19 protein-coding genes are annotated in these 11,978 nt (G+C 38.4%); all 19 read right to left on the bottom strand.

The window, feature by feature from the left end; translation table 11 throughout:
* Positions 1-7: 7 nt before the first annotated feature.
* The 19 genes from N483_RS09820 to N483_RS09910 all read right to left on the bottom strand — a co-directional run bounded on the left by N483_RS09820 (position 8) and on the right by N483_RS09910 (position 11,938).
* Positions 8-580: a hypothetical protein gene (locus N483_RS09820; RefSeq protein WP_023401078.1), complete on the bottom strand. Its 573-nt coding sequence runs from the start codon at positions 578-580 to the stop codon at positions 8-10.
* 343 nt (positions 581-923) lie between these two features.
* The gene (locus N483_RS09825) at positions 924-1,256 is read right to left on the bottom strand and encodes a hypothetical protein (RefSeq protein ID WP_023401079.1); all 333 of its coding nucleotides are present in this window, start codon (positions 1,254-1,256) and stop codon (positions 924-926) included.
* 236 nt (positions 1,257-1,492) lie between these two features.
* Positions 1,493-1,963, bottom strand: a complete 471-nt coding sequence (locus tag N483_RS09830) for a hypothetical protein (protein WP_155250798.1) — start codon at positions 1,961-1,963, stop codon at positions 1,493-1,495.
* A gap of 500 nt (positions 1,964-2,463) precedes the next feature.
* The gene (locus N483_RS09835) at positions 2,464-2,718 is read right to left on the bottom strand and encodes a hypothetical protein (RefSeq protein ID WP_023401081.1); all 255 of its coding nucleotides are present in this window, start codon (positions 2,716-2,718) and stop codon (positions 2,464-2,466) included.
* A 68-nt stretch (positions 2,719-2,786) separates the two neighbouring features.
* Complete coding sequence (locus N483_RS09840; RefSeq protein WP_023401082.1) at positions 2,787-3,092, bottom strand: hypothetical protein; 306 nt, start codon at positions 3,090-3,092, stop codon at positions 2,787-2,789.
* A 105-nt stretch (positions 3,093-3,197) separates the two neighbouring features.
* Entirely contained in the window at positions 3,198-3,605 is a 408-nt protein-coding gene (locus N483_RS09845; protein ID WP_023401083.1) for a VOC family protein, read from the bottom strand.
* An 83-nt stretch (positions 3,606-3,688) separates the two neighbouring features.
* Positions 3,689-4,099, bottom strand: coding sequence for a helix-turn-helix domain-containing protein (locus N483_RS09850; protein WP_023401084.1), 411 nt, complete (start codon positions 4,097-4,099; stop codon positions 3,689-3,691).
* A 115-nt stretch (positions 4,100-4,214) separates the two neighbouring features.
* Positions 4,215-4,871: a hypothetical protein gene (locus N483_RS09855; RefSeq protein WP_023401085.1), complete on the bottom strand. Its 657-nt coding sequence runs from the start codon at positions 4,869-4,871 to the stop codon at positions 4,215-4,217.
* Positions 4,872-5,254: 383 nt separating this feature from the next.
* A complete protein-coding gene (locus tag N483_RS09860; RefSeq protein ID WP_023401086.1) occupies positions 5,255-5,590 on the bottom strand; it encodes a hypothetical protein in 336 nt (111 codons plus the stop codon).
* A 306-nt stretch (positions 5,591-5,896) separates the two neighbouring features.
* Positions 5,897-6,409: a hypothetical protein gene (locus N483_RS09865; protein ID WP_023401087.1), complete on the bottom strand. Its 513-nt coding sequence runs from the start codon at positions 6,407-6,409 to the stop codon at positions 5,897-5,899.
* A gap of 299 nt (positions 6,410-6,708) precedes the next feature.
* On the bottom strand, positions 6,709-7,095 hold the full coding sequence (locus N483_RS09870) for a hypothetical protein (protein WP_023401088.1): 387 nt from the start codon (positions 7,093-7,095) through the stop codon (positions 6,709-6,711).
* Positions 7,096-7,331: 236 nt separating this feature from the next.
* Positions 7,332-7,658, bottom strand: coding sequence for a hypothetical protein (locus N483_RS09875; RefSeq protein ID WP_023401089.1), 327 nt, complete (start codon positions 7,656-7,658; stop codon positions 7,332-7,334).
* A 682-nt stretch (positions 7,659-8,340) separates the two neighbouring features.
* Positions 8,341-8,748 carry a hypothetical protein gene (locus tag N483_RS09880; protein ID WP_023401090.1) on the bottom strand — a complete coding sequence of 136 codons (408 nt, stop codon included), beginning with the start codon at positions 8,746-8,748 and terminating at the stop codon, positions 8,341-8,343.
* Positions 8,749-8,846: 98 nt separating this feature from the next.
* Positions 8,847-9,035, bottom strand: a complete 189-nt coding sequence (locus N483_RS09885; protein WP_036976986.1) for a hypothetical protein — start codon at positions 9,033-9,035, stop codon at positions 8,847-8,849.
* A 115-nt stretch (positions 9,036-9,150) separates the two neighbouring features.
* The gene (locus N483_RS09890) at positions 9,151-9,435 is read right to left on the bottom strand and encodes a hypothetical protein (protein ID WP_023401091.1); all 285 of its coding nucleotides are present in this window, start codon (positions 9,433-9,435) and stop codon (positions 9,151-9,153) included.
* Positions 9,436-9,602: 167 nt separating this feature from the next.
* Complete coding sequence (locus N483_RS09895) at positions 9,603-10,031, bottom strand: hypothetical protein (protein ID WP_023401092.1); 429 nt, start codon at positions 10,029-10,031, stop codon at positions 9,603-9,605.
* Between the two features lie 138 nt (positions 10,032-10,169).
* A complete protein-coding gene (locus tag N483_RS09900; protein ID WP_023401093.1) occupies positions 10,170-10,487 on the bottom strand; it encodes a heavy metal-binding domain-containing protein in 318 nt (105 codons plus the stop codon).
* A 420-nt stretch (positions 10,488-10,907) separates the two neighbouring features.
* Positions 10,908-11,264 (bottom strand): DUF6559 family protein, encoded by a 357-nt coding sequence (locus tag N483_RS09905; RefSeq protein WP_023401094.1) that lies wholly within the window; start codon positions 11,262-11,264, stop codon positions 10,908-10,910.
* 377 nt (positions 11,265-11,641) lie between these two features.
* Positions 11,642-11,938, bottom strand: a complete 297-nt coding sequence (locus tag N483_RS09910) for a hypothetical protein (protein WP_023401095.1) — start codon at positions 11,936-11,938, stop codon at positions 11,642-11,644.
* Positions 11,939-11,978 lie beyond the last annotated feature (40 nt).

Here is an 11,978-nt window from a genome sequence, read left to right on the forward strand (position 1 = left end):
AACCCCCTCAATGACTTGTTAGTTTATAATTACACTTGGCATATTCAGCTTTAACTTCACTCCAAGCCGCACGAGCATCAAAATCATCAGCTAACCCTTTATCTTTTCCCGTAAAGGCTGAGATACCATGCTGTATCATATACTTAGGTATATATTGAGGAATACCGAGTTTTTCCAACTTATTGCATAGTTTTTTCTTTTCAATAGGGTTATTCATCAATGCAGCAAACGTGCTTTGAAACTCTTTTAACTCCAATTTTGAAAGTTGAGAAAGTGAGTTTATTCGTAACACCGAGATAGCTTGATGGGCGGACTTATCTTTAACCCTCAAAGTGTCATATTTGCCATAAGCTAGTGCAGCCAAGAGTAGCTCAGACGCTTTATCAAACTCTTTGTTTGATAAACATTCAGCAACCCCAAGAAATATGTCGGCAGGACTTTGCTTGTTAGACAACTCTGCCATTTCAACACATCGAGCTGGGGAAAGTGCTTCTAAATTACCTTTAGCTTCAATATTGACCGTATCAGATACGCTATTGAATGAAAGAGCTCCGAACGCAACACCTAAATACCATTTCATATAAAACTCCACTTTGTATAATCAACACCCGCCGTATGCGGCGCTGAAAAGTTTGGAAAGCATTCGCCATGACGGTGCACAAACTCAAATACAAAAAATGGTTAATACAACCTCATTGCCAATTAACTTAAGCTCTACACCAAAAACTGTCCATAGGTTAGAACTATTAAATGCAATATTGACCCCAGATGAAAATGCAAAGATAAATAACCACAGAGGTCAAACTTACTGCGGCTCAGTCAATCTAACTCTATAACCCTCAACAGCAGCAAATTTATGTCCATCTGATACTTGGCGGTTAGCTTCATTCAATAGTCGCTAGGAACTTCACTAACGCCAATAACTACTCTTTAACCGCACTTATGGCTTTGTTGGCTAATGACAATTCCAACACAATGCCGAACCCGCAATCAATTTTACTCAGTTGTGCTTTTGAGATAGTCACAATATCAACCTCGCCTGCGTATAAGCCTATGACTTCTGCGTTGGCGTCAAACTTAGTCGCTGTACAGTGATAAGCTATGATGTACGTACTTCCATCCTCAACGACCGCACTAATATTCAAAAGCAAGGCGACATTGTCGATTGTGATATCAATAGATTTGTTTTCATTAGAGATAACAGCATAGCCATCAACCCACTTTACATTTATTGGATGCTCAATATCAACTGCCACTGATACTCCCGAAAGTATAAGTAATGCAACAAATATTAAGTTTCTTACTAGATGCTTCATAGGTGACTTACGCTCGCTTTGCTGGTTGAAGGGAATGAGAAAGAATACAAGCCTGCTATTTTTCGTCCTTGTTTTGTTGAGGGTATTAAGCACTTTACGTCTTTTTCCTATTGATTATTCACAGCTTATCATAGTCACCGCAATGTTTTTAAACAGAAGAGCGCATTTAGGTTTTACTAGCCGAATATTCTTGAGAGCAGGCTTCGCTTTTTGCCTAGTGTTTTATAGCCAAAATAGGTCGTAGCTTGAAGGCTACCACCGGTAATTTCACTTCCCTTATTTAACGCTTGATTCACGGCATTGAACTCGGCGCTGCGAGTTACAATACTATTAAAAATGTCCGCCAACTCAGGTTCATTGTGATAAATTTCTGAGGCAATATCGATGGCCAATTTGTAGATAGGCTCTTCTGAATAAGCGTACTCGCCTTCTTTGCCCTCAACTTTATAGGTATTAGGAAAGTCTAATTCTAATTTGTCACCCAAAACTATGCGGCAAAATGCACTGGGTAAGAATGCTGAGATCCGCTCTGCCTCTCCAAAGCTTAATCCATGGTGTGTTATTCTGTCAGTGATGTCCGAATCACTGTGGTCTTTATACTCCAAAAAGACAGGTAGTACATCTTTGATTTTTTCTCGTTCAATCATACTCTGTGAATACTCGATAAGGGGTAGAAATATTGTGGGCCTAATTTGAGCAATTAAATAACCCACTACTGATTCATTTATATTTAATTGCTTAGTAATGCTTGTTTGGCAAACAAGGAACATAAGTCAGCGACTTTATGCTCCTAACTTTTGCTTTTATCCGTTTTTTGACTCTTTTAATTCATCAATAGCAAAAGACTCTTCAACCAATGTAAAACCATAATGATCAGAAACCGATATGATACCACCTTATGCCCTAAATCTCGCAGCTCTGCAGTCAAGCGAACAAAGTAGTTTTTATTTGCCTCCAATGTGTCCTCGATATTCGTAAATATCTCACATCCAATCAATGGTGAACGCTACGCACCAAGCAAGAGTGTTGTAGCCCTCAGGTAGATTAAAATGAGGAAATGCATACATTGCAAACTGGTTGGAATACCCTGAAATGCGCTCACCTTGAAGCCACACTTCACCTCAATTTTGTTTGGTTCCTCAAACTGTTAATTTATCTTGCGATATGCGCTGTTAATTGAACCAGCTTGATAAAGAGAGCATGTGCCATTTGAATAGTTCACTAAAAACTCGAAGTCCTTAATTGAGGCTGGGTAGCCATTTAATGTGGTAAGTATGCGGTCGTGATGCCTTTTTGTATCAAGAGGGATCCAGTATACGGCAACTTCACCATAAGTAAGTTGAATACTTTCAAACAGAAAACTGTTCACGACAGTTGGGACTGATATAGTTACAATATCCATGAAACCATGGCCTTCGGCTTCAACCCTTCCCAACAAGTATTACAACACTCAAATCCTTACTCGCCTTGTTAGGCAACTTTAAAATAGACAATGCATGCAACTAAGACCAGTACAACGTATGACAACAATTGAATACCCGCCTGACGGTGCTTACTTGCAAGTGCCAGCACTGTTTTATTGGAAGCGCCCTGCAGCAGTTTTACACCTTTTGAAGAGACAAAAGCGACTGGTACTTTAAAGTATTTCGGTGCGCCTAATTGTGCCCAAATCTCAGGCTCTAATTCTTTAACTGATTGATAGTATTTATATTCAGCCAAACCTGAACGAAGTATTAGAATTGCCCAAATGGCCGCTAGACATATTAATATCGACATAACATACCTCTTCCAAACTACCTGAAAACCTTCAAATTGCTATGAATGCCATAAACAGAGACGCCACTAAAGACGCCCTGCAAGCGTTACTCATTAAACTTTGATTTAGCGCTCAACCAAACTAAACCAGTTCCCAGAATTATCAATCGCCATAGCTTCAACACCATAGAGTTGCTTTGTTGGTGGCTGGGTAAACTCAACGCCTTTAGCCACAAGTTCTTCATAGGTCTTATGGCAATTTTCAGTTTCAAAAACGCCCGCGCCAAATGCCCCCTCTGCGATTAAACTGCGTATTTTCTCAGCTGCATCTTTGCTGAACAGAGGTCCCTCTTTTGGCTCTGCCAATACCAATTGAAGTTGTGGCTTAGATTTTGGGTGTACGGTTAACCAGCGAAAGCCACCTTCTACTTTCATATCATCACCAACCTCGAAACCAAGCTTATTTTGGTAAAAATCAAGCGCTTCTTCCTGATCCAGTACATATATTGTTGCATGTGCTATAGATGTGATCATTTATATATTCCTTTGTTATTATTGACTCGTTTTATCTTATAGAAATAATCAACATGATATTTCTCCAATATTGCTCATTTAACTTATTTTCCCAAAAAATGATATGCGTAACACGCTGGTATAGCCTGCGAAGGAAAGCGATAGGCCTCAGCTGACAAAGCCCACAGCTTACGGCGATACAAAGTTGGAGCCATACCGGTCTGTTTCAAAAACAATGATGAAAAGCTACCGAGACTTATGTAGCCTACTTTCTCGCAAACCTCTGATACACTAAAGTTTTCGGTAATTAGCATCCTCTTAGCACTTTCGACGCGAAGCCGTATCAAGAATTCATTAGGGGTTTCTCCATAGGTATCTTTGAAAGAGCGCAAAAAGTGATAAGGGGACATATGAGCGTTCTTCGCCATATCCGATAAGTTAAGTGGGGTGTTAAAGTTACCAGCAATAAAATCCCTACCTGCATTCAGCCTTTTAAATTTATAGTTCGTAGCCATAAAATAAACTCCTTGATCCACGTAAAATATAACGCTGGTTTAAAGTTTGAGCAACGCTGTTACATTGTTATCCAGATATATAACGCCATCAGTTGCTATCGGCTTGCTGACTATCTTACCTATTTTCTATTGTTCTCGTACGGACCCTGCACCGTTCAATCATAAAGTCAAAAATATCGCTGTCTTTGTATTGATGAGTATCAACGCACGATAAGACACTCTCGATTGATCGACTAATGTCGTTCGATTCATGAAAACAAACCAACTCTGGAAACTCCGCTTTCAGATCAGAAAAATAGTCTTTATGCAAAGCACTAAAACGCTGAAACCTCATGATTTTCTTTTCTATTTCTTCGGAGCTTCGACCTAGGAGCGATGAACGCCCACGCTCTCTGTTAGCTCTGAGTGCTTCTGGCACATGAAAGTAGACGTACTTATTGGGGAATGACACTTGTTTTTCATCTATCATTTTTCGATAAAAGCTCACAATAGTGTCAAAACATCCCCAGTTCTCGTCTGGGAAGGTTATACCAAACCAAACCGGTTGAAAGACATCACCATCTAAAATAGATATCATAGCGTCGCTAGCAGAGCTACTCGCAATGTGACACCTTTCAATTTGTTTTTGGTAGTACCATAGGTCCGACTCTCGATTATCTTTACCAAATAGTTTATTAACTTCAGGTATTACATAACAACCATGCTTATCTTTTAATGCTGAAGCAATTGTGCTTTTACCTACAGCAGGCGCACCCTCAAAAGTTACTATCATTTTGGCTATATTCTCCGATTAACTGCCCAAGACCTCTAAACCTTTACAAAATTATCAGTCATAAAGTGCATTCAGTTTTTACGTCGTTGTTTAATAAACTTTGATTGGTATACCTTTCAAAACACCTCTAGAGTCCTCGACAATAAATCAAAATAACTCTGTACATATTGTGCCTTCGCTTTAAATTGACACTTTTGAGCTGATATTAAGTGAATATAATTGCTTAGCAGACCCCATTAAGTTAATCGTTCATCAGTCCTATTGGCTTGAAACTCGATGTAACCATCTGCTCACAAAACCAGCTTGTTAGATACATACATGTGCAAGTTAGCGCTGTTACCTAGATATTCCTATTGCCCATTTCACGCACTCATAATTGCCTGTTATATCATGATCATTGTCATTATGATGATCAACATGATTGTATTCAGACAAAGAGCTATAAAGCAAAGCACTAATGCCAACGTGTATTTCCTCACATTAACCGCTTTGTCGTATTCTCCAAACTGCGTTTTCATTAATTTATATTTTAGGCTTAATAAAAACTGAATTAGTAAAACAACCACTCCCAGCGTCAGTATTGCTATTAAACACGAAATTCCTGGATTTATTGAACCATAAATATGCAAAAAAACCGCAAAAGCAACAGCTAAAGGCAATAACCAAAACACCTTTTTTCTTGCTTCATCGTACCGTTTGTTGCGGTTGTATCTATTCATGGCTATTCCTAAAACGCGGCCTTAAAGTGCGTCAAACGCATGCAACGCTTGAACGAAGAAAAACCTATAAACTATTGATATCAAGTCTTAATACCTCTTTAGGCGCTTGCGTTATTGGTATAATTCGCCAATCATTTACCCAAAGTTAGATGTCAATCCCTTCACCAATAATTTATTAAGTGCAGTGCCTTAATTCATCTGGAAAGTTCTGCTAATGCGAGATATCAATACTTCCTAAATAACGCCTAACAGGCTGCGCGGTCTGAACTCGCAACGTAGCGTGTCCCGAACGCGTAGCCCTTATATTTATTTCTCAAAAAAACCTAGTTCTGAATCACCTTTTATTTCTATTTTTTTCAGAATAACTTTACCGCTACCTTTTTCTTCTATCCATACTGCTGAATATGCTTTGCCTAACTCGCCTCTGACAATGTATGTAATATCTGGCTCTGGTGAAAATGTAACATCACCAGTAACTTCATAAACAGTGCCTGTCATTGCCTGAATTGGCGCGGCATACAGAGTTCTACCTTTGATTGTAAACGTAGCCATCGAAGAGGGAGTATCTGTTACGACATGTTCGGTTGTAAGTGCAAAACCTTGGCCATAGGTAGCTGAGCGTGTTGCAGCTGCGCTATTGTGTATTCTCTTACCATCTACTTTTTCAAGGTAAAACAAATCAGCTTTGCCTTCGCTGTGTCTTTTTTGTGTACTTTCAAATTTAGATATTGCGCCTGAGTAGTTTTCAGGTACTGGCGAGTATGTGCTGGCACATCCTCCCATCAACAGAGTTGCCGCCGGAATGAGTAGATATTTCATTTTATGTTTCGCTCCTAATTTGAATCTAAAGTCTTAATAAGGCAGAGATTTGTTACATAGGTGTTCAAAAATGAAAACAGCAAACTGTGTTGTCCTTTTTATTAAGCTATTTTGTTGCATTGTGCACTTCAACTATTATCCATACAACTAAAATAGCCGGGCAAATAGTTATTGGTAAGTATTGATGCAGCCGGCCATCGCGGCTGGAGCAAAGGGATGATTGTGAATTGCGCCAAAGAAAAACGCTATCACGATAACTGTGACGGCTCGAGCTTGGTAAGTTAAAACAGTGCTTCCGTTTACTTTAATGTGCGCCCAACTACCAACTCCGTTATTTCCGTGAACTTGACTGGCAACGAAGGAATACTCCCCATTGCCATTATTGTATTTCTCAATTGTACGCTCATAGTGCTCGTAGGCTTTTGCTCCCTTTTATAAGGGCCACCATGCAAATCCCAATCGAAGACAAAAAACCCAAGCTTTGCAAAATCAGACCAAACTTCAGAGCTTCCCAAATTTGGAGATTCCAATTGCACCGCAATAGCATCATGCTCGGCATAGTTTTCAATAACCAAGTTGGGGATTGTGCCTTCGCCCGCCGTAGCAAATAGAGCTATGTTTCCTTCGCCATCTATAGCGAACCAGTCAAACTCTCGACCTTCCAATTTTTCTTCGTAGATACTCATAATTTAAGCATGTCACACTTTTTCAAAAGGCTTTAAATTATAACAAATTGAAGCTAAATAAAGGTAATTAATTTAACTTAGAGTAAGCTACAAACACTTTATGGTTTTAAGTCTTGTGCACCAAGGCAATTCAATTGATTTGAGTTAAATTTTAATCTCATAACCACTGAGGTATATCGCAGTATTGCTCAACTTTACCCCTATATCACGAAGTAAAGCTGAACAATTTACTGAAGTTACGGCAAGCTTCTAATTCTAGTCACTGAGATCCGCCCATGTTGATCGCATTTACTTGAGTTGACACCAACCTGAATTGAGCCACCGCTTTTTTGTGCTGCTAAAAGGACTGACAGTATTTGGTCTACTTCGGCATCCCCCTGTCTAACAGCATAAAAAGCTGCATCACAGTTTTTAGGATTGTGATGTGCTTTTTCTGTACGAAACAAAATAAAGCCTCCGGTGTAGCCGGTATTGATCTCTGCAACTTTCGTAGCCTGACTCCAATCATTCGCAAACGAAGGTACTGACAAAAATAGTAAAGCTGCTAATCCAAATAATTTCATTATCCTCTCCATAGTTAGTTTTTTATAATATTTTTCAAGAAATCAATTTTTCATATTAAAGCATTATTAAAACCATAAACCCGTTACAAAAAGTTTAAAGTAAACATGCACATAAATAGTACAAGCAATTGACTTCAAATAAAACAACTTACAAAGTCAAAAAAATACTATTTCCCACTATATTTTCGCTTACACTGCTATCTACCGTCACAAATTATCTAAAGCTAACAAGACCCAAAAATAACATCTGTGCCAAAAGGCCAACATCGGTGAACGGCTTTTACATTCATACTTCTTGTATCTTCATATGCTCTTGCTGCAATGTAACAAGCGATCTTAGTATAAATAACACCAATTGGAACATATTGCATGCAATAATGCCTATACTGCACTACTGAAAACTCTCAGTACCTAACCTGTTTACTGAGTAGTTCATAAGATTAATCGTGACAAGTTGCCCGAATACCAAAATACCTAACCCTCGGCCAATTACCGCATGAACTTAGCTTTTTCAACACTCATTGAAACCTTGAAACAACAGATAAACCGTATTTAAAGCAATGTAATAAAAGTATAGTGAAGTGACTCTCCTTGTTCATGCAAAGCTCTGTTGATGAGCACTAATGCATAAGTGAAATTGGCGAAAAATGAATAAACCCGAGTGACCTTCCCCTTTAAACTACTAGGCTATTGTACTGCCATTCAAATGGTGCCTTTGTATAAATGCCAAATGTAGCGTTACAAACAAAGGCGTAACGGTAAAAGGTAATAAATATATGTTGATAACACTCACTGAATAACTTGCAACTACTGAAGATAAAGCACCTAACACTAAATATATTTTTAGTTTTGTAGGGTGTGTATTTTCTTGTTCAGGATACAGTGTTAAACCAAGTAAGCTTATTGCACCCCAAAAGCCTACCAAGCCACCAGCGACTAAAAAAAAGACCAATATAGATAATGGTTGGCCTGAGAACAACCCAAGTAGGATTGCAGGGCTAAATATCAGACCTAATGTGAGAAGGAGTATAGATGGAGCAAAACCTACTACAAACTCAAAAATATATAATGCGCGCTTCAACTTCGACATGTACACCTAGTTTCTATATGAATTGCTAATACTACTTGGCTATCTTCAGCGAAGAATGAGGATCAACCAAACTTTCGACCTCGCCTTCATATGCTCATTTAACAGCCAACCATTTTAAACTCAAGAGTATCACCATCAAACGCTTCTAGCCCATCTTCAAAAATCAGCCTACAACTGGTATCAACGTTTCCAAGATAGTGATCCCTTGCCCATGAATTAGCTGTATACCAAAAACCATGAGGCGGCCTTTCAATGAATAAAAATGAAACGATAGCTGAAGCTTTCACAGTGCTTCTTATACAAATTAACGATTTTTCATCAGTGCACTGGCCTATACGATAATAAGCAAAGAAAGAGTAAAACCCGAGTATTTTCTCCCTCTTGAGTAACTTCTAAATTCACTTACTCCAACATTGCTTCCCTTGTCTCTATGAGTAATTTTGCAATTTCAGTCGCTTTATCGATATTTGGCGATATACCCATTGAGCCAGACTCTATTTTTACTAAATACTCGGAGATTTCGTGATGCTTTTTGTCTGAGATGACTAAACTGAAAACCTTTGGAAGGTAAGAGTGATATTCATCTCGAGCAAGAGGGGTATCGGACACTCTTATCGGGTCCCAAAGGTAATGAAGAATTTCATCTACCCGCCTATACAGGTCTTTTTTCTTACCGCTTAATTTCATAGTTAGTCACCTTACGCTACCAACTTGTTTCTGTGGTTTTTGCCCTTGTCCTCACCTACTCCAGTTCCATCAGACCTAGAGTTCAAGAGTTCTCTTCAGTCCATTTTAGTATTTTATCGAACAAAAACTCACGATTTGCATGGAGGGTTTCCGTTTATAAATCACACTTATAGTGTTTTTGTCGCTTTTACTAGTTCGCTATTGAATCGCTCAATCTCTGTTAGAAACAACAAAATGTCTCCTTCACTAGCGGCTTTTAACTTAACAAGGTAATCTGAGTTTTTTTGGCCGTCAAATTTGCCTTTGCCACAACGAAGATACCCGGATATTGATGCGTTTATAACTGGTAACCAATGACTTAACTTGTCAATTATTCTCCCGTTACCTTTAACACTTGCCCCCCCCTTCTTCACAAAAGCATTCCATCGAATAAAAAATTCAAAAAGTCCTCTATCTTTCAGAGCGTTTAACTCAGATGGCCTTAGCCCATCATTTAGCTTCATAAAGCAAGGCATACAAAAGCCGCCAGACTTATTAAATGTGCTCGTTAAAATGAGCACATCACATTTGTTACAGTTTACTTTTGCATCTTGCACTTTGCTTTACCATATTGAAATATAAAATTATATCATGTGTGAACATGGTCACTTTTCTACCAAAACTATCGTGCTGTAAAACATTAAGCCTGCTCAAACTAGTGATATCGAACACTGTTAATAAACTTAAATTGGTCGTTATGATCGAAGTTTTACTGCTGTACCAAACACCAGTATTTCTGATGCCCCATCAGTGATTGAGCTTGTTGTAAATCGTATTCCTACTATGGCGTCTGCATTTAATTTTTCCGCATTTTCGATTAATCGTTCAACCGCTATATTTCGCGCTTCAACCAACATCTCGGTGTAGCCCTTAAGCTCGCCTCCGACAATACCTTTTAGACCCGCCATAATATCTCGGCCAACATGCTTCGACTGAACCACATTGCCATTGACGATGCCTAAAACCGCTTCAATCTCTCTTCCAGGAACTGTTTCGGTTGTCGTATAAATCATAGTTTCCCCTATAACACAACGTCTTAATATACTGTACAGAATTATCCTATATGACTTATTAAAACTAACCAATAAATGAGTACTTGCCAAGCTTTTAACGCCATTATTAAATAAGTTCTGACCAGCGCATAGATATAAATGTTGGACTCGTTAGAATCATAAAATGCCAATGCTCTTCCAATTATCATGTGATTAATTATCTATAAGAGGAAGCATCCGTTGCTCTGAATTCTCTGTAAAGGCCGATAAAATAACGATTGAAACTAGTCGTCACAACTGTAAAAAATAGCATGCTAATATTTATGTTTTGTGATTAAAGCCAGCCACTTAATAACCGCACTTTTTATTTGTTAGAATTTTTGCTGAAAACCGAGGAATACAACCAACTGTTATATTCCTAATTTAAATAGCTTGCCTGGGTTAATCTGAGCCCCCACCGTCACCACCACTTCCTCCCGCGGAATCATCACAAAAGCTACCTGACTCAATATACGATATATCACCGCCAAAAAATGTATCTGACACCTCCTCTCGCATCTCGTTATAGTCACAACTTTCGCCACGTTCGTCATGCCATTTATTGAACTGTTTCATACTTGTATATAAAGCATGGGCGTAACAGATATGCCTCCAGTTATAACCTTCGTCATGAACAGTTTTTTCAACTTGTCCAGCTGTATAAGTTTTGCTTTTGCCATACCTTCTCGAAAGGTCTTTACCTAGACGGAGTATGTAACTTCTTATTGCTCTCTTCTTTTTATATTTTGCTAAAAACATAATCCATCCTTAAAGCCTAACTATACAATAAAACATTTATACTTGGGTTTACTGAAACTCTTACGTCAAATGGTGATAAGCAAATGCTAAAGCCCAAGCAATTAAACCAATGACAATTAGAGCAAGATAACCGTTACCCCTATTGCTTGATACATCTGTACCACAAACAGGACATTTAAAGTGTGAATAATGGCCTGGCTCAAGCTTTATAGGATTGATCTTACTATTACATTTTTTGCATTGCTGACTCAAATGTTCACCTTTATATTAATGTGTGCCTTGAACAGTATAAAAAGCAAAACATAATTAAAAATACATAAGCGCAAACCTGCTGTTTTGCTTCAACGGTTTGACTGATATGCTAAACACTTGAATACTCAAAAGTCATAGGTATCTTTCTTAAGCTTCTTGCGAAGTAACTCAACCGAGTCATAAAGCTCTGTTTTTGGATACGGTAATGCTTCTTTGCTGTTTGACCAAGTTAAATGAACAATAAAATACTTACCTTCAGATTTGACCAAAACATCATCTCTATCTTCTCGCTTTGCAAGGATTTCTATATTTTTACCATACAATACATGACCAATAGAAAGCTCCGCGACTATTTCTGCCAATAGTGCTAATTTGTGTGAAGAACCATAATCTTCAATGTCATTCCATGGTTCAGAGTACATAAGCCTCCATGAGAATATAACGCCCCGAGTTGAAGCATTT

It is taken from the genome of Pseudoalteromonas luteoviolacea NCIMB 1944 (genome assembly GCF_001625565.1).
GTDB lineage: Bacteria > Pseudomonadota > Gammaproteobacteria > Enterobacterales > Alteromonadaceae > Pseudoalteromonas > Pseudoalteromonas luteoviolacea_F.

Bases quoted from the DNA above. Each gene is read 5' to 3' on its own strand.
- N483_RS09890 (WP_023401091.1), bottom strand. From the start codon at position 9,435: ATGAAATTAAGCGGTAAGAAAAAAGACCTGTATAGGCGGGTAGATGAA.
- N483_RS09845 (WP_023401083.1), bottom strand. From the start codon at position 3,605: ATGATCACATCTATAGCACATGCAACAATATATGTACTGGATCAGGAA.
- N483_RS09865 (WP_023401087.1), bottom strand. From the start codon at position 6,409: ATGAAATATCTACTCATTCCGGCGGCAACTCTGTTGATGGGAGGATGT.
- N483_RS09905 (WP_023401094.1), bottom strand. From the start codon at position 11,264: ATGTTTTTAGCAAAATATAAAAAGAAGAGAGCAATAAGAAGTTACATA.
- N483_RS09850 (WP_023401084.1), bottom strand. From the start codon at position 4,099: ATGGCTACGAACTATAAATTTAAAAGGCTGAATGCAGGTAGGGATTTT.
- N483_RS09835 (WP_023401081.1), bottom strand. From the start codon at position 2,718: ATGGATATTGTAACTATATCAGTCCCAACTGTCGTGAACAGTTTTCTG.
- N483_RS09860 (WP_023401086.1), bottom strand. From the start codon at position 5,590: ATGAATAGATACAACCGCAACAAACGGTACGATGAAGCAAGAAAAAAG.
- N483_RS09820 (WP_023401078.1), bottom strand. From the start codon at position 580: ATGAAATGGTATTTAGGTGTTGCGTTCGGAGCTCTTTCATTCAATAGC.
- N483_RS09830 (WP_155250798.1), bottom strand. From the start codon at position 1,963: ATGATTGAACGAGAAAAAATCAAAGATGTACTACCTGTCTTTTTGGAG.
- N483_RS09880 (WP_023401090.1), bottom strand. From the start codon at position 8,748: ATGTCGAAGTTGAAGCGCGCATTATATATTTTTGAGTTTGTAGTAGGT.
- N483_RS09875 (WP_023401089.1), bottom strand. From the start codon at position 7,658: ATGAAATTATTTGGATTAGCAGCTTTACTATTTTTGTCAGTACCTTCG.
- N483_RS09855 (WP_023401085.1), bottom strand. From the start codon at position 4,871: ATGATAGTAACTTTTGAGGGTGCGCCTGCTGTAGGTAAAAGCACAATT.
- N483_RS09840 (WP_023401082.1), bottom strand. From the start codon at position 3,092: ATGTCGATATTAATATGTCTAGCGGCCATTTGGGCAATTCTAATACTT.
- N483_RS09900 (WP_023401093.1), bottom strand. From the start codon at position 10,487: ATGATTTATACGACAACCGAAACAGTTCCTGGAAGAGAGATTGAAGCG.
- N483_RS09870 (WP_023401088.1), bottom strand. From the start codon at position 7,095: ATGAGTATCTACGAAGAAAAATTGGAAGGTCGAGAGTTTGACTGGTTC.
- N483_RS09910 (WP_023401095.1), bottom strand. From the start codon at position 11,938: ATGTACTCTGAACCATGGAATGACATTGAAGATTATGGTTCTTCACAC.